The sequence below is a fragment of the Caballeronia catudaia genome, from assembly GCF_001544755.2.
Lineage (GTDB): Bacteria > Pseudomonadota > Gammaproteobacteria > Burkholderiales > Burkholderiaceae > Caballeronia > Caballeronia catudaia.
The window spans coordinates 212,642-234,493 of the sequence record NZ_FCOF02000006.1 but is presented as its reverse complement, the minus strand read 5'-3'; the positions used below and the strand labels follow the sequence as shown (position 1 = coordinate 234,493).

At 64.8% G+C, this 21,852-nt stretch carries 14 protein-coding genes; 8 read left to right on the top strand and 6 right to left on the bottom strand.

Features of this window, described 5'->3' with window-relative positions; genetic code table 11:
* Positions 1 to 154: 154 nt before the first annotated feature.
* The 3 genes from tldD to AWB75_RS09275 form a co-directional block, all read right to left on the bottom strand.
* Positions 155 to 1,621, bottom strand: coding sequence for a metalloprotease TldD (tldD, locus tag AWB75_RS09285; protein ID WP_061123777.1), 1,467 nt, complete (start codon positions 1,619 to 1,621; stop codon positions 155 to 157).
* Between the two features lie 129 nt (positions 1,622 to 1,750).
* The gene (locus AWB75_RS09280; protein WP_061123776.1) at positions 1,751 to 2,581 is read right to left on the bottom strand and encodes a carbon-nitrogen hydrolase family protein; all 831 of its coding nucleotides are present in this window, start codon (positions 2,579 to 2,581) and stop codon (positions 1,751 to 1,753) included.
* Positions 2,582 to 2,647: 66 nt separating this feature from the next.
* Complete coding sequence (locus AWB75_RS09275) at positions 2,648 to 6,955, bottom strand: YhdP family protein (RefSeq protein WP_061123775.1); 4,308 nt, start codon at positions 6,953 to 6,955, stop codon at positions 2,648 to 2,650.
* A gap of 141 nt (positions 6,956 to 7,096) precedes the next feature.
* Here AWB75_RS09275 and glnE point away from each other — a divergent pair, with 141 nt between their 5' ends.
* The gene (gene glnE / locus AWB75_RS09270; protein WP_456061777.1) at positions 7,097 to 9,937 is read left to right on the top strand and encodes a bifunctional [glutamate--ammonia ligase]-adenylyl-L-tyrosine phosphorylase/[glutamate--ammonia-ligase] adenylyltransferase; all 2,841 of its coding nucleotides are present in this window, start codon (positions 7,097 to 7,099) and stop codon (positions 9,935 to 9,937) included.
* A 3-nt stretch (positions 9,938 to 9,940) separates the two neighbouring features.
* Here the strand turns inward: glnE and recN are convergent, their stop codons facing one another.
* Together recN and AWB75_RS09260 are read right to left on the bottom strand one after the other, a co-directional pair.
* The gene (gene recN / locus AWB75_RS09265) at positions 9,941 to 11,593 is read right to left on the bottom strand and encodes a DNA repair protein RecN (protein ID WP_061123773.1); all 1,653 of its coding nucleotides are present in this window, start codon (positions 11,591 to 11,593) and stop codon (positions 9,941 to 9,943) included.
* Between the two features lie 31 nt (positions 11,594 to 11,624).
* On the bottom strand, positions 11,625 to 12,521 hold the full coding sequence (locus AWB75_RS09260; RefSeq protein ID WP_061123772.1) for an NAD kinase: 897 nt from the start codon (positions 12,519 to 12,521) through the stop codon (positions 11,625 to 11,627).
* Positions 12,522 to 12,707: 186 nt separating this feature from the next.
* Between AWB75_RS09260 and hrcA the strand changes: the two genes are divergently transcribed.
* From hrcA to AWB75_RS09245, 3 genes are all read left to right on the top strand, one after another.
* Positions 12,708 to 13,724 carry a heat-inducible transcriptional repressor HrcA gene (hrcA, locus tag AWB75_RS09255; RefSeq protein ID WP_061123771.1) on the top strand — a complete coding sequence of 339 codons (1,017 nt, stop codon included), beginning with the start codon at positions 12,708 to 12,710 and terminating at the stop codon, positions 13,722 to 13,724.
* Positions 13,725 to 13,860: 136 nt separating this feature from the next.
* Positions 13,861 to 14,928: a ferrochelatase gene (gene hemH, locus AWB75_RS09250; RefSeq protein ID WP_061123770.1), complete on the top strand. Its 1,068-nt coding sequence runs from the start codon at positions 13,861 to 13,863 to the stop codon at positions 14,926 to 14,928.
* Positions 14,929 to 14,953: 25 nt separating this feature from the next.
* Positions 14,954 to 15,361 (top strand): RNA-binding S4 domain-containing protein, encoded by a 408-nt coding sequence (locus AWB75_RS09245; RefSeq protein WP_061123769.1) that lies wholly within the window; start codon positions 14,954 to 14,956, stop codon positions 15,359 to 15,361.
* Here AWB75_RS09245 and AWB75_RS38060 read toward each other — a convergent pair.
* Complete coding sequence (locus AWB75_RS38060; RefSeq protein WP_200821986.1) at positions 15,333 to 15,494, bottom strand: hypothetical protein; 162 nt, start codon at positions 15,492 to 15,494, stop codon at positions 15,333 to 15,335. The genes AWB75_RS09245 and AWB75_RS38060 overlap by 29 nt on opposite strands.
* Before the next feature lie 381 nt (positions 15,495 to 15,875).
* On the opposite strand from AWB75_RS38060, the gene grpE reads away from it, so the two are divergent.
* From grpE to pabB, 4 genes are all read left to right on the top strand, one after another.
* Complete coding sequence (gene grpE, locus AWB75_RS09240; RefSeq protein WP_061123767.1) at positions 15,876 to 16,478, top strand: nucleotide exchange factor GrpE; 603 nt, start codon at positions 15,876 to 15,878, stop codon at positions 16,476 to 16,478.
* Positions 16,479 to 16,691: 213 nt separating this feature from the next.
* Positions 16,692 to 18,647, top strand: coding sequence for a molecular chaperone DnaK (gene dnaK / locus AWB75_RS09235; protein ID WP_061123766.1), 1,956 nt, complete (start codon positions 16,692 to 16,694; stop codon positions 18,645 to 18,647).
* Between the two features lie 239 nt (positions 18,648 to 18,886).
* Positions 18,887 to 20,023: a molecular chaperone DnaJ gene (gene dnaJ / locus AWB75_RS09230; protein WP_061123765.1), complete on the top strand. Its 1,137-nt coding sequence runs from the start codon at positions 18,887 to 18,889 to the stop codon at positions 20,021 to 20,023.
* Between the two features lie 37 nt (positions 20,024 to 20,060).
* Positions 20,061 to 21,848: an aminodeoxychorismate synthase component I gene (pabB, locus tag AWB75_RS09225; protein ID WP_061123838.1), complete on the top strand. Its 1,788-nt coding sequence runs from the start codon at positions 20,061 to 20,063 to the stop codon at positions 21,846 to 21,848.
* Positions 21,849 to 21,852 lie beyond the last annotated feature (4 nt).

The window sequence follows — 21,852 nt, the reverse complement described above, 5'->3', positions numbered from 1 at the left end:
AGTCGGTCGAAAAAAGTTGTGACTGCTTTTATACCTTCAAACGTGCGGCACTGACAACCCTACGCAACCAAAAACGCGGACATTCCGCATCGAACGAAGCAAACAAGCCAAAACCGAGCGTCGTCGATGCGGAATCCCCGCATGGCAAGCAACATCAAACCGTCCCGCCCACCGTCATCTTCTCGATGCGCAACGTCGGCTGACCCACGCCCACCGGCACGCTCTGGCCTTCCTTGCCGCACACGCCGACGCCGCTATCCAGCGACATATCGTTGCCGATCATCGTCACGTACTTGAGCGATTCCGGCCCGCTGCCGATCAGCGTCGCCCCCTTCACCGGATATGTGATCTTGCCGTTCTCGATCATGTACGCCTCGGACGCCGAGAACACGAACTTGCCGTTGGTGATATCGACCTGGCCGCCGCCGAAATTCACCGCGTACAGCCCGTTCTTCACCGACGCGAGAATCTCCTGCGGGTCCTTGTCGCCGTTGAGCATGTAGGTGTTGGTCATGCGCGGCATCGGCAGCGCGGCGTACGATTCGCGCCGCGCGTTGCCCGTCACCGGCATCTTCATCAGGCGCGCGTTGAGCGAATCCTGAATGTAGCCCTTGAGAATGCCGTCCTCGATCAGCGTCGTGCACTGCGTCGGATTGCCTTCATCGTCGATATTGAGCGAGCCGCGACGATTCGGCAGCGTGCCGTCATCGACGACCGTGACGCCCTTCGCCGCCACCTGCTCGCCAATCATGCCCGCGAACGCCGACGATCCCTTGCGGTTGAAATCGCCCTCGAGTCCGTGTCCGACCGCCTCGTGCAGGAGCACGCCCGGCCAGCCCGGCCCGAGCACGACGGTCATCGCGCCGGCCGGAGCGGGGCGCGCTTCGAGATTCACCAAGGCCGCGTGCACGGCGTCATCGACATATTTCTGCAGGATTGCGTCCGTGAAATAGCCGTAGTCGAAGCGCCCGCCGCCGCCGCCCGTGCCGATTTCGCGCCGGCCGTTCTGCTCGGCGATCACCGTCACCGAGACGCGCACGAGCGGCCGCACGTCGGCCGCGAGCGCGCCGTCGCTGCGCGCGACCAGCACGACATCGTATTCGCCGGCCATGCCCGCCATCACCTGCGTGATGCGCGGATCTTTGGCACGCGCCATCTGCTCGACGCGCTCCAGCAGCTTCACCTTGGCCGTGGCATCGAGCGAATGCAGCGGATCGGCGGCGAGATACAGATCGCGGCCCGACACGCCCGTGAGCGTGCTCGCCGGCTTGATCTTCTGCTTGCCGCCGCCCGCCTTGGCGATCGCGCGTGTGGCGATGGCGGCCTGGCGGATCGATTCGGGCGAGAGATCGTCGGAATAGGCGAACGCCGTGCGCTCGCCGGAAACGGCGCGCACGCCGACGCCCTGATCGATGCTGAAGCTGCCCGATTTGACGATGCCTTCTTCGAGGCTCCACGCTTCGCTGCGCGTGGACTGGAAATAGAGGTCCGCGTAATCGACGCGATGCGTGAAGATTTCCGCGAGCGTGCGGGTGATCAGCGCTTCGTCGAGGCCGTAGGGCGTGAGCAAAACGTCCTTCGCCGTGACCAGATTGCGAATGCCGGGTTCGATGATGTTCATGCGGTGCCTATTGCGTGTTCTGTGACGAGTTCGGTGATATTGCAGACGAATATCAGACTATTCTACGGTGCGATTCGGTCAGTCCATGTGCGGGGAGCAATCCCCGTCTTCAAGTCGTTGGCGTGCCTGTCAACCGATCACGCGATGCCGATAAGCCGGCAAGCTCTGCCGCACGGCCGCGATGCGCTCCAGATCGACGCCGCCGGCCACGACGCCCGGTCCTTCCTCTTTCACGTCGACGAGTTCGCCCCAAGGATCGATGAGCAAGCTGTGGCCCCATGTCCGGCGTCCGTTCTCGTGATGGCCACCTTGCGCCGCTGCGAGCACATAGCACTGATTCTCGACGGCGCGCGCCTTGAGCAACGTCTGCCAGTGCGCACGGCCGGTCGTATAAGTGAACGCCGATGGCACGACCATCAGCGCGCAGTCGCCGAGCTTTCGATACAGCTCCGGAAAGCGCAGGTCGTAGCACACGGAAAGACCCACGCGCCCGAACGGCGCATCGAACGTGCGGACTTCGCTGCCGGGGAAGATGGTGCGCGCTTCATCGAACGATTCCTCGCCGCGCTCGAAATTGAACAGATGAATCTTGTCGTAGCGCGCGACCTGCTTGCCCTGCGGGTCGAACACGAGCGTCGTGTTGAGCACGCGGTTCTCTTCCGGCGATTGCAGCGGCAACGTCCCGCCGATGAGCCACACGCCATGCTCGCGCGCCGCGTCGGAAAGAAATTGCTGGATCGGGCCCGAGCCGGGCGTTTCGCGGATCGCGAGCTTGTCGGTGTCCTTGAAGCCCATGTAGCAGAAATATTCGGGCAGGAGCACCAGTTTCGCGCCGCCGCGCGCGGCTTCGGCGATAAGACGTCCGGCGTCGGCCAGATTGCGCTCGCGGTCCGGCGTGCTGACCATCTGCAGCGCGGCAACCTGAAACGGCGCCGCGCTGTCGCTCGATCTTTCGCTCATGTCTGAATGCGCTGTTGAAAAAGGGGACGAAAACGGCGCCGCTGCCGGCGAAGCGATGGCCCGTTTTTAGCGGGCAGCGGACGGAACCACGGCGGCGGCGGGTGTTTCGATCTTACCCTGATCGCCCTTGAGACGCTGGATGACGGGTTTGCTCCAGGAGCCGGTGATCGAATAGTCGCGCGCGAACGCTTTCTGGATCGATGCCGACAGCGCGATATCCGCAGCCAGCACGCCCAGGCCGAGCAGCGGATTGATCACCGCGGCGCCGATCGCCGCCGCGCCCGCGCCGACGGTCGGAATCACTTTCACGTGCAGATCCTGCGTCTGCTTCGGCATATCGACGGTGCCCTGCATCTGCACGCGCGCGGGCGATGTCACCATCAGGAAGTCGTCCGTGTGGCTGATGCCATCGGCGATTCTCGCATTGCCCGTGATCTTCTCGAACGGCAACCCATTGCCGACGACATCCTCGAAATGCAGCGTCATCAGATTCGCGAGGCTGCGCAGGCTGAAGATGCCGAGCCACTTCGCCGCGCCCGGCGCGCGCAGAATCTGTCCGTGATGCAGGTCGACGGCGACATTACCATCGAGCGTATTCACATCGACGGCGGTCGGCCCGCCGTTCCACGCCGCGTGGCCCGAGACCGTGCCGCTGCCCGCCGTGACGACGTGCGGCGCGCCGAAGCGGTCGATCAGCTGCCCGCCGTTCTTCACGTCGAGCTTGAAATCGAGCGACGTGCGGCGGGGCAGGCGATCATCCATCTCGTCGGGAGTCGTGCTCGATCGCGCCGCCTGGATGACGCCGCCCGGCAGCGTGCGCCAGGTCGCGTTGGCGGAGAGCGTCGCGTCCGGGTTGATGAGCTCGAGCTTGTCGAGTGTCCAGATCGCTTCGTCGGCGATTACATCGTTGCGCGCGTCGACTTCCAGCCGCCCGAGGCTGTGGCCGCGGAACACGAGCTCGTTGACGATGAGATCGATCGTCGGCATGTTGCGCGGCGGTCTCGTGATCGCCTTCTCGGCGGGACCGGTCCCGGTCTTGTCCGGAATCACGATCTTCGCAAAGCGCGCCTGCAACGCGCCGGGGCTGCCCTTCGTCGCGCCCGGCGTCCACGCGACATCGCCCGATATCTGATCCGACACGATGTTCGCCACCCACTTGCGATCCTGCGCTTCGCTCGCGCCGATATCGACATTTTCAAAGCGCCGGTCGAGCAGCTTGAGCGTCGTGAAATGGATGGCGGCGCGCGTCGGGATGAACTGCCTGACGTTCTCGCTCATTGGCGGGCGCGGCGTGTCGGCAACGGCTGTGGATGACGGCGCGGCCGCGCTGATTTCGGCGAAGGTCTTGCGCCAGGCGTCGGCATCGAGTTCGTTCAGATCGACGGCCGCGCTCACGCCTTCGGCCGGCAAGTCCGCGTGTTTGTTCACGCCGATCGCGCCGCGTGCCACCTTCAGGCGCGCGCGCATGTTCATCGGCTCGGCGGCGTCCTGCGGATCGATCTTCACCTGCGCGCGGCCGATCTGCTGCAGCACGTAATGCGCTTCCAGCGGCCCGACGCTCAGCTTCGCGTCATGCAGATCCGAAGCGCCGCCCGCCGCGGGCTGGAACGTGAAGGAGAGGGGCATCGGCGTGCCTTTCGCCTTGCCGAGCGGCGCGGGCAGATCGATGCCGAGACCCGTCAGATCCGAGCTCGCCTGCACGTTCGGCAACGCGTTCTTCGCGCCGCGCACGTGCAACTCGTAAGGCGCGGCGCCGTCGATGCGCTTCATGAACTGCGCGAGCTGCGGACTCATGCGCACGTTCAGGCGTTCAGCCGCGTCCGCGCCGATGCGCCCGTTCACGTCGATCGCATAACTGCCGTCGGGCTGCACGCCGCCCTTCGCGCGCACATCGCCGCCGAGCAGTTGCGCGGTCAGGCCGTCGAGCGTGACGGTTTTCGCGGCAAAGTCGGCGCGACCGCGCAGATGCGTGAGCGGCGGCAGCGTGCCGTACGTGACTTCGTCGTTGGCGAACGTGATCGAGCCTTTGTATTCGGGCTTCATCGGCGGCAGCGGCGCGGGCGGACGGTAGCGCGGAATGCCGAGCGTGAGCGCGAGGTCGGCGTCGCCCTTCGCCTCGATCTTGCGCGTCGCGTGCTTCGCCATCAGGCCGAGCGAGCTGTCGTCGACGTACTGGAGCATGTCGGCGAGCGGCCCGCGCGCTTTGCCGTCGATCCACAGCTTCGTCTCGCGATTGCCGGTGTCGTCGATCCGCCCGACGACCTTGGACACCTGCACGCGGCGGTAATGTCCTTTGTCGATATCGAAGCCGAGCTTGTTTTGCGCGAGCGTGAAGGTGCCGTCGATGCCCTCGAACGCAGGCCAGAAATTCGGCAGGCCGTTGGCCATCTTGCGCGGCGGGAATGGCGTCGGATCGAACTTGCCGCCGCTGAAGGGCGCGTTGATGCGAAAGATTCCCGCATCGGGAAACTTGGCGTACGGGAAGCGCGTGAGATCGCCGTGCACTTCGATCGTCCCGTTCCTCGCGACGCCCGCCTGCAGCGCATGGCCGAGATACACGCGCACGCGCTCGGTCAGGCTCGTCGGCAGATAGCGCACGAGGCTCGTCACCTTCAGATGCGCGACCTTCGCTTTCAGATCGAGATTGCCGCGCCCGTGGCCCTGGTTCCAGTAATCGGCGGTGACTTCGCCTTCGGCGTCGGCGTTCTTCACGTGCAGCGTGTCGAGATGAATCGTGAACGCGCGGCGCAGTTCACCCGGCGCGACCGCGTCCGCGACGGTCCAGCGCGCCTTGCCCTGCAGCGAATCGAAGGTGAGGCGCGGATCGTCGAACGCGCCCGGAATGATGACGGCCGCGTTCTTCGTGTCGATGGTGATCCTGCCTTCCTTCTCGTTCGCGTCGACGCTGCCCCACAGATTGTCGACGCCCGGAATGCCGGCGCGCGGATGATTGTTGATCGTGAGGCCGGGCGGCGGTTCCTGCGCCTGCACGCTGATTCCCTCGAGGTCGGCCTTGAGCGCGTAACGCACCAGCGGCGCGTCGCCTTGTCTGCGCTGTCGCTGCGCTTCTTCCTCGGTCTTCGGCGCGGCGCGCTCGGAAAAGAGCGTGTAGTTCGACACCTGGCCGCGCGGATTGATGCGCACGAGCTCGTTGAGCACCTTCGCCGGCACCGGCAGCGCGCGCACGAACTCCGCGAGGATGCCGATATCGACGGTATCGCCCGTCAGCCGCAGCAGTTGCCCCTTGCCGACGCTCGGCGGCCGATACGTGCCCGTGAGCGCGCGCGACACCAGCAGGCGCGACACCGGCGTACCGCCGTCGAGCGGCAACTGGCCGAGCTCCGCGTGAAGATCGCGCAGATTCAGCGTGTATTCGGTGTCCTTCCTGTCGATGCTCCAGCCGAAGCGCGCGATCGGCAGATCGAGACGCGGCTGCGTCGCACGCACGCGCAGCGCGACGTTCGAGCCGGTCAGCGCGCCGGACGCGTTTTGCAACTCGCCGCCCGCGAAGTTCAGCCAGATCTCGTTGTTGATGCGGCCGCTGTACATCTGGAACGGCGTCTTAACGTAGCGCGCGAGCGTCGGCAGATCGACGGGGCCGGTCGACACGTAGAGCTGGCCGCTCCAGTTCGCGGGCGCGCCCATCGCGGAAAACGGCTGATGACGGAAGTCCGCGCGGAAGTCGAGCGGGCCGTGCAGCACTTCGCCGTCGGCGGGCGCCTGAAGCGCCAGCCGATGCCGCGTGCCGTCGTTGATGATCGCGAGATGCAGCCGCTTGAACGCGATCTCGGGCGCGGCGCGTCCGGCGTCGCGCCAGCGCAGCGTGCCGTCGCGCAGGAGGATGCGGTCCTGGCCGAGCAGCCAGGTCGTGAACGCGTTGGAGCCGGTGCGATGCGTGGGAATCGGCACGCCCGCGACGGAGAGCGCGCCGTCGGCGTTGCGCGCGATGATGACATCGGGGCCATCGACGGTCAGATCCGCGAGCTTTGGCCGCAGATGCAGGAGCGACGCCCACGCGATGCTCGCGCTCGCATGCGGCACGGCGAGCCCCGGCGCGCCGTCGGCGGCGTCGATGCGCAGATTGTCGATATCGAGCGTCGGCGAAAGCCCCGACCATCGCGCGGAAATCCTGCCGATGCGCAACTGCGCGTGAATCTTCGACGAGACCAGTTGCTCGATTTGCGGCCGGAACGAATCGACCTGCGGCATGACGATGTAGCGCAGGCCGACATACACGCCCGCGACCGCGAAATATGCGATGGCCGCGATGACGAGAACGAACTTGAAGACGCGTGAAAGCACGCGCTCGGCGTTGCCGCTGGGCTTGGCTTGTCCAACTTCGGTCGGGTCGACGGATGGTCTGCTGTCGGACATGCTGCGGCTGTTCGGCGATATGGTAGTTTTGCGTGTTTGACGCTGAAATGTAACACGGGCATGGCGGGGACGGCCGCTGCCTGCGCACTCGTAAATGCTCGCTAAGCCGCGCCCGGCAAGACTCGCGGCGCGTTGCGCGAACTGCTATGTGTTTCCCGAAGCAATGAGCGAACCCAATCTTTCATGACCGACGCCACTCTTCTCAGTTCCGACTATTCCAACTATGCGGCGCGCGCGTATGCGGCGCGTCCCGAACTGGCGTCGTACGTCGCGCAGTGGGCGCAATCGCGCATCACGCGCGCATGGATCGAAGCGCGGCTCGATGCGCACTGCGCGCCGCGCACCGAAAACGGCGTGCTCGACGAAGCCGCTTTGAAGACCGCGCTGCGCCGCCTGAGAACCGACGTCTTCTGCACGGTGATGGAGCGCGATCTTGCGGGCGCGGCCGATGTCGCCGAAGTCACCGGCGCGATGACCGATCTCGCCGAAGTGACCGTGCAGCGCGCGCTTGCCGTGCTGTCGGCGGATCTCGAAACGCTGTTCGGCGAGCCGCGCGGACCGGACGGCGAACGTCTCACGCTTGGCGTCGTCGGCATGGGCAAGCTCGGCGGGCGCGAGCTGAACGCGTCGTCGGATATCGACCTGATCTTCGTTTATGAAGAAGATGGCGAAACCTCGGGCGGCACGCGCTCGCCGCTGCCGACGCAGGAATTCTTCACACGGCTAGGCAGACGGCTGATCGGCGCGCTCGCGGAAATCACGCAAGACGGCTACGTGTTTCGCGTCGACATGCGGCTGCGTCCCAATGGCGATTCCGGCCCGCTCGTGTGCAGCCTCGGCATGCTCGAAGAATATTTTTACGTGCAGGGCCGCGAGTGGGAGCGCTACGCGTGGATCAAAGGCCGGCTCGTATCGGAGACGCACAGCGATTCGGCGAAGCGCCTCGTGAAGCAGCTCGAAGCCATCGCGACGCCGTTCATTTACCGGCGCTATCTCGACTACGGCGTGATCGCGGCGATCCGCTCGCTGCATCAGCAGATCCGGCAGGAAGCAAAGCGGCGCGCGTCGATGCGTCCCGACAAGGCCGACGACATCAAGCTCGGGCGCGGCGGCATTCGCGAGATCGAATTCAGTGCGCAGGTATTTCAACTGATCCGCGGCGGGCAGGCGGCGGATTTTCGCATTCGTCCGACGCTCGCGGTGCTCGAACGCGCCGCCGCCCACGGCCTGCTCGCGTCGAACATATGCGATGCGCTGTCCGACGCCTATCTCTTCTTGCGCACGGTCGAGCATCGGCTGCAATACCGCAACGACGCGCAGACGCACGCGATGCCCGTCGCCGACGACGAGCGCGCGCTGCTCGCGAAATCGCTCGGCTTCGCGGACTATGCCGCGCTGATGAAAAAGCTCGACGCGCATCGCGAACTGGTCGAGCAGCAGTTCGACGCGATCTTCGCCGACAAGGTCAGCGGGCAGGGCGGCTGTGGCGTCGCGGAAGATTCGGTGGCGTCGTGGATCTGGAGTAGCGCGCTCGCCGACGACTCCGCACAGGAAGAGCTCGCCGCGCGGCTTGTGGAACTCGGCTTCGCCGATCCCGCGCCGGTGCTTGCGCGTCTGACGGGCGTGTGGAATTCGGCGCGCTATGCGGGCTTGCCGTCGCGCAGCCGCGAGCGCTTCGATATCGTCGCGCAGCGGGGGCTCGAAGCCGTGCAGTCGATCGACGCGGCACGGCGTGTCGACACCATCACGCGCCTTTTCGATCTGCTGGAAGCCACAGCCAGGCGGGGCGCGTATCTCGCGCTCCTGACGGAATATCCGGCGGCGCTCGCGCGCGTGCTGTCGGTGCTGTCGGGTTCGCGCTGGGCGGCGGGCTATCTGATCCGCCATCCGCAGTTGCTCGACGAACTGCTCGACGACGAAGCCATCGCGAGCCCGTTCGACTGGGCTGCGTTCAAGCGCTCGCTGACCGCGCGGCTCGACGCCGCCGAGGACGCGGAGCATCAGATGGATCTGCTGCGTCACGCGCATCAGGCCGAAGTGTTCCGCATTCTGCTGATCGATCTCGCCGGGCATTTGAGCGTCGAGCACGTGAGCGACCGCCTGTCCGAGCTCGCCGATGCCGTGCTCGACGTCACGGTTCAGACCGTGTGGAAGCAGTTTCCGAAGCGGCATTGCGAGACGCCGCGCTTTTCCGTCATCGCGTATGGGAAGCTTGGCGGCAAGGAGCTGGGCTACGCGTCGGATCTCGACCTCATCTTTCTCTACGACGATCCGCACGATTCCGCCGCCGATATCTACGCGATGTTCACGCGCCGTCTCATCACGTGGCTCACGGCCGCGACCGGCGCGGGCACGCTGTTCGATGTCGATCTGCGTTTGCGGCCCAACGGCGAATCCGGGCTGCTCGTGACCGATCTAGCATCGTTTCGCCGCTATCAGATTCGCGAGGGCGACGCGGCGAACACCGCGTGGGTCTGGGAGCACCAGGCGCTGTCGCGCGCGCGTTACAGCGCCGGCGATGCCGATATCGGCGCGCAGTTCGAAGCGATTCGCGCCGACGTGCTCGTGATGGAGCGCGATGCGGCCGCGCTCGCCCGCGAGATCGTCGCGATGCGCGAGCGGGTGCTCGCGGGGCATCCGAACCACACCGATCGCTTCGATCTGAAGCACGATCGCGGCGGCATGGTCGATATCGAATTCATCGTGCAGTACTGGGTGCTGCTGCACGCGCGCGAGCATCGCGAATTCTTGCGCAACGCGGGCAATATCACGCTGCTGAAGATCGCCGCGCGAAGCGGTTTGATCGCCGAGGAAGAAGCCGATGCGATCGGCGCGGCGTACCGGCATTACCGCAAGCTTCAGCACACGCTGCGGCTCGACGGCATGGAAAAGGCGCGCGTCGATCCGGCCGAAGTTCAGGCCGAACGCGACGCGGTGACGGCGTTGTGGGAGCGGGTGTTCGCGGTAGCGTCTGAAGCCTGAGGCTCAGGCCGCCAGCATTTCCTTCGCGTGCTTGCGCGTGGTCGCGGTGATCTCGATGCCGCCGAGCATGCGCGCGACTTCCTCGATGCGCCTGCCCTTGTCGAGCGACGTCACGGTGCTGACGGTGCCGCCCGCGTCGTCGGAAGACTTCGCGACCTGGAAGTGCTGATCTCCGCGCGCGGCCACTTGCGGCAAGTGCGTGACGCACAAGACCTGGCGGTCGCGCCCGAGCTGATGCAGCAGACGCCCGACCACTTCCGCGACGCCGCCGCCGATGCCCGTGTCCACTTCGTCGAAGATGAGCGTGGGCGTGGGGCTCGCGGTGCTCGCGATCACGGCGAGCGCGAGGCTGATGCGCGCGAGCTCGCCGCCCGATGCCACTTTCGCGAGCGGCCTCTTCGCCACGCCCGCATGACCCGCGACGCGGAATTCGATCTGCTCCAGCCCGTTCGCGCCGCCTTCGACGAGCGGCACGAGCGCGACTTCGAAGCTTCCGCCCGCCATCGACAATTCCTGCATGCCTTCCGTGACCGCTTTCGACAGGCTCTTCGCGGCCTTCGCGCGCGCCTTCGACAGCACTTTCGCCTGTTCGAGATAGGCGTTCTTCGCTTTTTCGGCAGCGGCGTTGAGCGCGTCGAGATCGGCGGCGGCGTCGAGATCGGCGAGCTGTTTGCGGCGCGCGTCGTGCTCCTCGGGCAGCGTTTCGGGCGGCAGCCGGAACTTGCGCGCCGTCGAATGCAACTGGTCCATGCGCCGTTCGACCTGCGCGAGACGGTCGGGATCGAGCTCCAGCCGCTGCGCGTAATGCGACAGCGAGTACGACGCTTCCTGCAACTGAATTTCCGCGGGTTCGAGCGACGCGAGCACGTCGTTAAGCGCCGGATCGATATCGGCGAGACCGCGCACCTTCGAGATGATCGCGCCGAGCTGCGAGATCATCGCTTCGTCGGATTCGGAGAGCGCGCCGAGCGCACCCTGCACGCCGTCGATGAGACTCGCCGAATGCGATAGCCGATGATGCTCCGCGCTCACTTCTTCCCATTCGCCGGGCTGCGGCGCGAGCTTGTCGAATTCGCTGAGTTGCCACGCGAGGCGCTCGCGCTCCAGTTGCAGTTCGCGATCGCGGCTTTGCGCAGTCTCGACGGCTTGCTGCGCCTCGCGCATCGCGCGCCACGCGCGATTCACCGCGGCGGCGGGTTCGAGCAGTTGCGCGTGCGTGTCGAAGAGTTCGCGTTGCGCGTCCGGCCGCATCAGCAATTGATGCGCGTGCTGTCCGTGAATATCGACGAGCATCTCGCCCACTTCGCGCAATTGCGCGAGCGTCGCGGGCGTGCCGTTGATGAACGCGCGCGAGCGGCCGCCCGAATCGATCACCCGGCGCAGCATGACCGAATCGCAGTCTTGCGTCAGCGCGTGTTCTTCGAGCCAGCGCGTCACTTGAGGATGCGTCGAGAATTCGGCGGTGATGTCCGCGCGCGCTTGGGCCGTGCGCACGACGCTCGCGTCGCCGCGCGAGCCGAGCGTGAGGGCGAGGGCGTCGATCAGGATCGACTTGCCTGCGCCGGTTTCACCCGAAAAGACCGTGAAGCCTGGGTCGAAATCGATATCCAGTGTTGCGACGATGACGAAATCTCGAATCGAAAGATGACGGAGCATGGACGCTTCGGGGAGGGAAAATTCGGGGAGTTCAGAGGGAAGAGGCGTCCTGCGACGGATGCTCGTTCCAGTGCAGCTTTTTGCGCAGCGTCGCGTACGTGCTGTAGCCGACCGGATGCAGCACCGGCACCGTATGCTTCGAGCGCCGCACTTCGATGGCGTCGTTCAGTTCGACCGCGGTGAACGACTGCATGTCGAAGTTCACGTTCACGTCGCGCCCGCCGATGATCTGAATGGTCACCTTTGAATCGTCGGCCAGCACGATCGGACGATTCGACAGCGAATGCGGCGCGATCGGCACGAGCACGAAGCCCTGCAACTGCGGATGCAGGATCGGCCCCGCGGACGAAAGCGCGTACGCGGTCGAGCCGGTCGGCGTCGCGACGATCAGTCCGTCCGAGCGCTGGTTGTACATGAAATGGCCGTCGACGGACACGCGCAGCTCCGCCATGCCGGAGAAGCCGCTGCGGTTCACGACGACGTCGTTGAAGGCGAGCGCGTGGTAGATCGGCTTGTCGTTGCGCACGATGCGCGCTTCGAGCAGGCTGCGCTCTTCGCGCTCGAACTGGCCGGCGAGCATTTGCGGCACGATCTCGCGCATGGCCTTGAGCGGAATGTCAGTGATGAATCCGAGCCGCCCGTGATTCACGCCGATGAGCGGCGTCTTGTATGGCGCGAGCTGCCGGCCGATGCCGAGCATCGTGCCGTCGCCGCCGAGCACGATCGCGACGTCCGCGCGCGCGCCCATCTCGGCGATGGACAGCGCCGGAAAGTCCGTCACGCCGACTTCCTTCGCGGTGCCGGCCTCGAACACGACCTCGAAGCCCTGGCTTGCGAGGAGATCGGCGAGCGCTTTCATCGGCGACTCGATGCCTGGCGTGTTGGTGCGCCCCACGAGCGCGACGGTTTTGAATTGGCCAATTTCCATGCCGGCATTACACCATAGTCAGAGAGCGAAAAGAACCGCGGGCGATGGCCTGTGCGCGTGCTTGCGCAGGGCCGCGCGGTATCGCACGAGCGGGCCCGTCGTTTCTCGCTAGAATGGAGCGGACGTTGAACGCGGCGCACGCGGCGCGCCTCGCCGCCCCCCGACTCGTTGAGCTAGAATTTGCCCATGCTAGATCCACGTGCACAAACCCTCCTCAAAACGTTGATCGAGCGCTACATCGCCGAAGGTCAGCCGGTCGGTTCGCGCACGTTATCACGTCATTCCGGCCTGGAACTGAGCCCGGCGACGATCCGCAACGTCATGTCGGACCTCGAGGAGCTCGGCCTCGTCGCGAGCCCGCATACATCGGCGGGCCGCATTCCCACGCCGCGCGGCTACCGGCTCTTCGTCGACACGATGCTGACTGTAGAAGGGCCCGAAGACGAAGCGATGACCACGGCGGTCAAGACCCGCCTGCAAGGCGAGGAACCGCAGAAGATCGTCGCGGCGGCGGCGAGCGTGCTGTCCAGTCTGTCGTCGTTCGCGGGCGTCGTGCTCACGCCGCGCCGCAGCCACATGTTCAAGCAGATCGAGTTCATGCGGCTGTCGGACAAGCGCATTCTTCTCATCATCGTCACGCCCGAGGGCGACGTCCAGAACCGCATGATGGCGACGCAGCGCGACTACTCGCCCTCGCAACTCGTCGAGGCGTCGAATTACATCAATGCGCATTTCGCGGGCCTGTCCTTCGACGAAGTGCGCCGGCGCCTGCGCGAGGAAATCGACCAGTTGCGCGGCGACATGACCGTGCTCATGCAGGCGGCCGTGGTCGCGAGCACCGCCGAGACGGACCCCACGGACACCGTGCTCATTTCCGGCGAGCGCAACCTGCTCGAAGTGGCGGACCTTTCGTCCGACATGGCGCGGCTGCGCAAGCTTTTCGATTTGTTCGATCAAAAGACGAGCCTCCTGCAATTGCTGGATGTGTCGAGTCACGCTCAAGGCGTGCAGATTTTCATAGGCGGAGAATCGAATCTCGTGCCGATCGAAGAGATGAGCGTCGTGACGGCGCCGTACGAAGTCAACGGAAAGATCGTCGGCACGCTCGGCGTGATCGGCCCGACGCGCATGGCGTACAACCGCGTCATTCCGATCGTGGACATTACCGCGCGGCTGCTGTCGATGTCGCTCAGTCATCAGTGACGTGAATCAGTGACGTCATCTTGGCGCGGCACGCCGGGCCGCGCCACTAGGCCGTTCGGCCAATGATGCATGCGGAAACGCGCCGCTATAATGGTCCTCACCTTTTCCGACGATCTTCTTCCGGCCCGCGTCCCCTATGCGTTTCGACCTCGAGTTGCCGTCGCAGCCCAGCGCTTCGCATCGCGTCGCGGTGCTGCTGATCAATCTCGGCACGCCGGACGCGCCCACGCCGCGAGCGGTGCGCAAGTATCTCGCGCAGTTCTTGTCCGATCCGCGCGTCGTGGAAATTCCTTCGCTCGTGTGGCAGATCATCCTGCGCGGCGCGATCCTGCCGTTTCGCTCCCGGGCGTCGGCGAAGAAGTACGCGCAGGTGTGGATGCCGGAAGGCTCGCCGCTGCGCGTGCACACGGAAAAACAGGTCGACGGTTTGCGGCGGCTTTTCGCGGCGAACGACTATCACGTGATCGTCGACTATGCGATGCGTTACGGCACGCCTGGCATCGGCGCAATGCTCAATCAGCTGAAGCTCGAAGGCGCCGACCGCATCCTGCTTCTGCCGATGTATCCGCAGTATTCGTCGTCCACGACAGCCACCGCGTTCGACGACGCTTTCGCCGCCTTGAAGCGCGTGCGCAACCAGCCGGAAATCCGCACGATCCGCCATTACGCGGATCATCCGGCATATATCGCCGCGCTCGCGGAGCAGGTGCGCGACTATTGGCGGCATCACGGCGCGCCGGACTTCGCCGCCGGCGACAAGCTCGTGCTGAGCTTTCACGGCGTGCCCAAGCGCACGATGGATCTCGGCGATCCTTATCACGACCAGTGTCAGCTGACCGGCTCATTGCTCACGGCCGCGCTCGGCCTTACACCGGTGGAGTGCCGCGTGACGTTCCAGTCGCGCTTCGGCCGCGCGGAGTGGCTTCAGCCGTACACCGCCCCGACGGTCGCGGAACTGGGCGCGGGCGGCGTCGCGCGCGTGGACGTGTTCTGTCCTGGCTTCACGGCCGATTGCCTGGAGACGATCGAGGAAATCGGCATCGAGGTCCGCGACGAGTTCCTGAAGGCCGGCGGCAGGCATTTCCACCGCATCGCGTGTCTGAACTCCGCGCCGGCGTGGATCAAGGCGCTGGGGGAAATCGCCGCGCAACATCTGCAGGGATGGCCGGTGCAGACCGTGCATCCGCTGACGGCGGTGGCCTGAAAGCGGTTTTTGGAAAGATTCGCTGATGAACTACAAGATTTCGACGGAACCCGGCGCGCGTTTGCGCATCGACAAATGGTTGTGGGCGGCGCGTTTCTTCAAGACGCGTTCGCTCGCGAGCGACGCGGTCGAAAAAGGGCGCGTGAAAATCGGCGGTGCGAACGTGAAGCCGTCGAAAGAGGTGCGTGTCGGCGATATTGTCGAGATCGATATCGAGCGGCTCGTCTGGCAGGTCGAAGTGCTGGGCGTTTGCGACGTGCGCGGCCCGGCGACGGTCGCGCAGACGCTTTACGCCGAAACGGAGGAAGGGCGCGCGAAGCGCATGGCCGAAGCCGAACGCCGCAAGAACTTCCGCGAGCCCGCTGCCGGCTTGCAGGGCAGGCCGACGAAGCGCGACCGGCGCGTCATCGACAAATTTTCAGGTCCGGACTGAAGAAGCTTTCCATGGTCGCGTGGACCCCGCCGTACTCGGTGTTACGGTCGGTCACGGCGCCGGACATGCAGATGGTGGTCGTTCCCGCGACGAGTACCAGGGCGACCACCGCAATAGCAAAGGTCAGTTTCATGGTATCCCCGGAGAGCGGGTTGCCCGGTCAGAGTTCGGCCGGGTCAGGAAACGGGCATGGGCTGAAAGCGGATTGAAGCATTCGTAGGATTAGGGTAAACGTGCTTCCTGCGGTGCTTTTTCGAAGTGTAGGCGACTCAGGGCTTTCCCTCAATCTCAACTTTGCGTCTGTCACGGTGCGTGCGGCGAAGCGTCCGTTACTGGCCATTACCGAACCATCGCGGGCGGGCAAAAAGTCCGAAAAATTCCGCATGGAGGGTTGAAAAGGCCCTCGACGCCCCAATTTCCGCCGCTAGTGCGAAAAACGCAACCGGCGCGACCGACGTGCGCGAACAGCGCTTTTCGCATCCGACTCAACTCACAGCAATACACATTCAGCGACATGGAAAACACGCAAGAGAATTCAGCGAGCCAGAACCCGACGCCCGCCGACGATAACGCGCGCCAGGCCGCAGACACGACCAACGCCGCGGCTCAGCAGCCTCAACCCGCACCGGCAGACGCGGCCGCCGCGCCGCAGGCGGCGCCGAACGAGGCCGAGACCGCGCTCGCCGCGGCGCAGGCCAGGATCACGGCGCTCCAGGAAGACTTCCTGCGCGCCAAGGCCGAGACGGAAAACGTGCGCCGCCGCAGCCAGGAAGACGTCGCGAAGGCGCATAAATTCGCCATCGAAACCTTCGCCGAGAATTTGCTGCCCGTGCTCGACAGCCTGGAGGCCGCGCTCGCCGACCAGTCGACGGATCTCGGCAAGGTGCGCGAGGGCGTCGAACTGACGCTGCGGCAGTTGACCGGCGCACTGGAGAAAGGCCGCGTGATCGCGGTGAATCCGGTCGGCGAAAGATTCGATCCGCATCGTCACCAGGCCATTTCGATGGTGCCGGCCGAGCAGGACCCGAATACCGTCGTCACGGTGCTGCAAAAGGGTTATGTCATCGCCGACCGCGTGCTGCGTCCGGCGCTCGTGACTGTCGCCGCGCCGAAGTAACGTGCAGATCGCGCCGTTCGGACTGGTGGCGAAGGCCACGCAAAAAAGTTATAGACCGCATAGTCGGCAGGGTCTTGAAATCGAAACTGGCGCTCTTATCTTGCGTACAGGTATGAATTTTGGGCGTTCGGCCCGGTAAATCGGCAAAAGCCGGCGCGGGGCAACCCCGCCCGCCGCAACGCCATGCGATCAAAGTCAGGAGAGTGACAAAAAATGGGCAAAATCATCGGTATCGACCTCGGCACCACGAACTCGTGCGTGGCGCTGATGGAAGGCAATCAGGTCAAGGTCATCGAAAACTCGGAAGGCGCGCGCACCACGCCGTCGATCATCGCGTACATGGATGACAACGAGATCCTCGTCGGCGCACCCGCCAAGCGCCAGTCGGTCACCAATCCGCGCAACACGCTGTACGCGGTCAAGCGCCTGATCGGCCGCCGCTTCGACGAAAAGGAAGTGCAGAAGGACATCGGCCTGATGCCCTACAAGATCGTCAAGCACGACAACGGCGACGCATGGGTCGAAGCGCACGGCTCGAAGCTCGCGCCTTCGCAGGTTTCCGCCGAAGTGCTGCGCAAGATGAAGAAGACCGCTGAAGACTACCTCGGCGAGCCGGTGACGGAAGCCGTCATCACGGTTCCGGCGTACTTCAACGACAGCCAGCGTCAGGCAACCAAGGACGCGGGCCGCATCGCCGGTCTGGAAGTGAAGCGCATCATCAACGAGCCGACGGCAGCCGCGCTCGCGTTCGGTCTCGATAAGGCCGAAAAGGGCGACCGCAAGATCGCGGTGTTCGACCTGGGCGGCGGCACGTTCGACATTTCCATCATCGAAATCGCGGACGTGGATGGCGAGATGCAGTTCGAAGTGCTGTCGACGAACGGCGACACGTTCTTGGGCGGTGAAGACTTCGACCAGCGCATCATCGATTACATCATCGGCGAGTTCAAGAAGGAGCAGGGCGTCGACCTGTCGAAGGACGTGCTCGCGCTGCAACGCCTGAAGGAAGCCGCCGAAAAGGCGAAGATCGAACTGTCGTCGACCGCGCAGACCGACATCAATCTGCCGTACATCACGGCGGACGCGTCGGGTCCGAAGCACCTGAACCTCAAGTTCACCCGCGCCAAGCTCGAAGCGCTCGTCGAAGAGCTCATCGAACGCACGATCGAACCGTGCCGCATCGCGATCAAGGATGCGGGCGTGAAGGTCGGCGAAATTGACGACGTGATCCTCGTCGGCGGCATGACGCGCATGCCGAAGGTGCAGGAGAAGGTGAAGGAGTTCTTCGGCAAGGACCCGCGCCGTGACGTGAACCCGGACGAAGCCGTGGCCGTGGGCGCCGCGATTCAGGGCCAGGTTCTGTCGGGCGACCGCAAGGACGTGCTGCTGCTCGACGTCACCCCGCTCTCGCTCGGCATCGAGACGCTCGGCGGCGTGATGACGAAGATGATCAACAAGAACACCACGATCCCGACGAAGCACGCGCAAGTGTATTCGACGGCGGACGACAACCAGGGCGCCGTGACGATCAAGGTGTTCCAGGGCGAGCGTGAAATGGCCGCGGGCAACAAGCTGCTCGGCGAATTCAACCTCGAAGGCATTCCGCCGGCACCGCGCGGCACGCCGCAGATCGAAGTGACCTTCGACATCGACGCGAACGGCATTCTGCACGTCGGCGCGAAGGACAAGGCGACGGGCAAGGAAAACAAGATCACCATCAAGGCGAACTCGGGTCTGACCGACGCGGAAATCGACAAGATGGTGAAGGACGCCGAAGCCAACGCCGAGGAAGATCACAAGCTGCGTGAGCTGGCCGACGCGCGCAATCAGGGCGACGCGCTGGTTCATAGCACGAAGAAGGCCGTCGCCGAATACGGCGACAAGGTCGACGCTTCGGAGAAGGAGAAGATCGAAGCCGCGCTGAAGGACCTCGAAGACGCGCTGAAGGACAACGCGAGCGACAAGGCCACGATCGAAGCGAAGGTCGAAGCGCTGGCGCAAGCCTCGCAGAAGATGGGCGAGAAGATGTACGCCGACATGCAGGCGCAGCAAGGCGCGGCGGGCGCGGCCGCGGGCGCGGCAGGCGCGGGCGCATCGGCGGAAGCGGGCGCGAGCCAGCAGCACGACGATGTCGTCGACGCCGACTTCAAGGAAGTGAAGAAGGACTAAGCCGAAAAAAGGCGCGCGGATGGCGACATCCACGCGCCTTTTCGGTGATGACCGGGACGCGCGACGCGTCTTACGTGTAACGCGCCTGGCGAGCTTCGCGGCTCTCCGGGCACGTTGTTTTTTGAGGCGTTTCGCTCGAATTCGCATTCGGGCGGGGCGTCGGAGTGTCAAGCGCGGATCATTCGATCCGCAGCATTTGAGAGGAACCGTCGCGTGACGCGCGGCGGCATCGAACCGACATGGCGAAACGGGATTACTACGACATTCTGGGCGTCGCGAAAAACGCGAGCGACGACGAGATCAAGAAGGCGTATCGCAAGCTCGCGATGAAGTATCACCCTGACCGCAATCCGGACAACAAGAAGGCGGAAGAGAATTTCAAGGAGGCGAAGGAAGCCTACGAAATGCTCTCCGACCAGCAAAAGCGCGCCGCATACGATCAGTACGGTCACGCGGGCGTGGATCCGAACATGGCGGGCGCGGGTGCGCAAGGGTTCGGCGGTTTCGCCGATGCCTTCGGCGATATCTTCGGCGACATCTTCGGACAGGCGGCGGGCGGCGCGGCGCGCGGCGGTCGCGGTGGTCCGCAGGTGTATCGCGGCGCGGACTTGCGCTACAGCATGGAAATCACGCTCGAGCAGGCGGCGCACGGCTACGACACGCAGATTCGCGTGCCGAACTGGACGAACTGCAATGTCTGTCATGGCTCGGGCGCGAAGCCGGGCACCAAGCCCGAAACCTGCCCGACCTGTCACGGTCAGGGCCAGGTGCGCATGTCGCAGGGCTTCTTCAGCATCCAGCAGACGTGCCCGAAGTGTCACGGCAGCGGCAGCTACATTCCCGAGCCGTGCGCGAACTGCCACGGCGCGGGCAAGGTGAAGGAAACGAAGACGCTGGAAGTGAAGATTCCGGCGGGCATCGACGACGGCATGCGCATCCGCTCGGCGGGCAATGGCGAGCCGGGCATCAACGGCGGTCCGAGCGGCGACCTGTATGTGGAGATCCACATCAAGCAGCACTCGGTGTTCGAGCGCGACGGCGACGACCTGCATTGCCAGATGCCGATTCCGTTCACCACGGCGGCGCTCGGCGGCGAGATCGAAGTGCCTACGCTTGCCGGACGCGCCAGCTTCACGGTGCCGGAAGGCACGCAGTCGGGCAAGACTTTCCGTCTGCGCGGCAAGGGCATCAAGGGCCTGCGCTCGAGCATCGCCGGGGATTTGTACGTGCACGTGCAGGTGGAAACGCCGGTCAAGCTCACCGAACAGCAGCGCGATCTGCTGAAGCAGTTCGAGAAGTCGCTGGAGCAGGGCGGCGCGCGGCACAGTCCGCAGAGCAAGAGCTGGTTCGACCGCGTGAAGAGCTTCTTCGACTGATGCGGTTGAATGCGTTGTACGTCGTGCGGTCATGACGATGAAAACCGAAGAGCGCAGCGCGGTGTTCGCGCTGCTCGACGATTGCGATGCGACCGCCGAAAGGCGGTCGAGTCGTTTGTACACGGACTTCGCGCACGAACGCGTGTGCGTGGACAGCCATGCGCTCGAAGCGGTGTGCGGCGATATCGAGCGCGATCTGCAAAGCGGGCTGCATGCGGTCGTCGTGGCGGACTACGAGTTCGGACGCAATCTGCAGTTCGGGAAAATCGGGCGCGGCGACGATCACGCGTTGCGCGTGCTGATGTTTCGCTCGTGCGCGCCGTTGTCGCGCGAAGAGGCGAGTGCGTGGCTCGCGTCGCGGAACATCGAAGACGTTGCGGGCATCGCGGGCATCGAATCGAGCGTCACGCGCGACGAGTTCGACCACGCCATCGGCGCCGTTCAGGAAGCGCTGAGAGAGGGCGAGTCGTATCAGATCAACTACACGTATCGACTGAACTTTGACATGTTCGGCGCCCCGCTCGCGCTCTACCGGTGTTTACGCGAACGGCAGGCCGTGCATTACGGCGCGTTCATCGCGTTGCCGGATGGCAGATCGGTCGTGTCGTGCTCGCCGGAATTGTTCGTCGAGAAGAAAGGCGATCTCTTGCGCGCGCGGCCGATGAAAGGCACCGCGCCGCGCGAGTCCGATCCCGAAGCGCTCCGCAACGATCCGAAGAACCGCGCCGAAAACGTGATGATCGTCGACTTGCTGCGCAACGACATGTCGCGCGTGGCGGCCACGGGTTCCGTCAGCGTGCCGGCGCTGTTCTCGGTCGAACCTTACGCGTCGGTGTGGCAGATGACCTCGACCATCGAAGCGCGCGTGATGCCCGGCACGTCGTTCGCGGGAATCGTGCGCGCGCTGTTTCCGTGCGGCTCGATCACCGGCGCGCCGAAGTACCGCACGATGCAGTTGATCGACGAGATCGAGAGCACGCCGCGCGGTCTCTATACGGGTGCGATCGGCTGGCTCGATGCGAACGGCGACTTCTGCATGTCGGTGGCGATTCGCACGCTCGTCGTCGATGCATCGAAGACGCGCGGCGTGCTGGGCATCGGCGCGGGCATCGTGCTCGATAGCGTCGCCGCCGACGAATACGAGGAGTGTCTGTTGAAAGCACGCTTCCTGACCGGCGCGGACCCGGGCTTCGAACTCTTCGAGACGGCCTTTGCGACGCGCGATGAAGGCGTTCGCCACTATGCGCGTCACGTCGCGCGGCTGAGGGGCAGCGCGGCGTATCTCGGTTTTGGCTTTGACGAGCGTGCGCTGGCAACGCAGGTCGAAGCGCAGTGCGCGGCGTTCGACGCGGGCAAGCCGTATCGATTGAGAATCGCGCTGAACAAGGATGGGCGCATCGCGATCACGAGCGCGCCGCTCGGCGCGTTGCCGTCCGATACCGTCGATGTATTGCTGGCGTCGGAGCGCGGCTTCGCGCCGCAATCATCCGTCGATCCGCTGCTCAGACACAAAACCACGCGCCGCGCCGACTACGACCGCGCATGGAAAGCGGCCGAAGCCGAGGGCGCGTTCGACATGCTGTTCGTCAACGAACGCGGCGAGCTGACCGAAGGCGGGCGTTCGAGCGTCTTCGTGCGGATCGACGGCACATGGTTCACGCCGCCGATCGACGCCGGCGTGCTGCCGGGCGTGATGCGCGCGGTGCTTATCGAAGAACTCGGCGCCGCCGAGCGCACGCTGACGCCCGACGACTTATCGAAAGCGCAAGACTTGCTCATCAGCAACGCACTGCGCGGCGGCGTGAAGGCGCACCTCAAGCGCTAAGCAG

Bases quoted from the DNA above. Each gene is read 5' to 3' on its own strand.
- tldD (WP_061123777.1), bottom strand. From the start codon at position 1,621: ATGAACATCATCGAACCCGGCATTCGCAATCTGGTCACGGCGAAGGAC.
- AWB75_RS09280 (WP_061123776.1), bottom strand. From the start codon at position 2,581: ATGAGCGAAAGATCGAGCGACAGCGCGGCGCCGTTTCAGGTTGCCGCG.
- AWB75_RS09275 (WP_061123775.1), bottom strand. From the start codon at position 6,955: ATGTCCGACAGCAGACCATCCGTCGACCCGACCGAAGTTGGACAAGCC.
- recN (WP_061123773.1), bottom strand. From the start codon at position 11,593: ATGCTCCGTCATCTTTCGATTCGAGATTTCGTCATCGTCGCAACACTG.
- AWB75_RS09260 (WP_061123772.1), bottom strand. From the start codon at position 12,521: ATGGAAATTGGCCAATTCAAAACCGTCGCGCTCGTGGGGCGCACCAAC.
- hrcA (WP_061123771.1), top strand. From the start codon at position 12,708: ATGCTAGATCCACGTGCACAAACCCTCCTCAAAACGTTGATCGAGCGC.
- hemH (WP_061123770.1), top strand. From the start codon at position 13,861: ATGCGTTTCGACCTCGAGTTGCCGTCGCAGCCCAGCGCTTCGCATCGC.
- AWB75_RS09245 (WP_061123769.1), top strand. From the start codon at position 14,954: ATGAACTACAAGATTTCGACGGAACCCGGCGCGCGTTTGCGCATCGAC.
- AWB75_RS38060 (WP_200821986.1), bottom strand. From the start codon at position 15,494: ATGAAACTGACCTTTGCTATTGCGGTGGTCGCCCTGGTACTCGTCGCG.
- grpE (WP_061123767.1), top strand. From the start codon at position 15,876: ATGGAAAACACGCAAGAGAATTCAGCGAGCCAGAACCCGACGCCCGCC.
- dnaK (WP_061123766.1), top strand. From the start codon at position 16,692: ATGGGCAAAATCATCGGTATCGACCTCGGCACCACGAACTCGTGCGTG.
- dnaJ (WP_061123765.1), top strand. From the start codon at position 18,887: ATGGCGAAACGGGATTACTACGACATTCTGGGCGTCGCGAAAAACGCG.
- pabB (WP_061123838.1), top strand. From the start codon at position 20,061: ATGAAAACCGAAGAGCGCAGCGCGGTGTTCGCGCTGCTCGACGATTGC.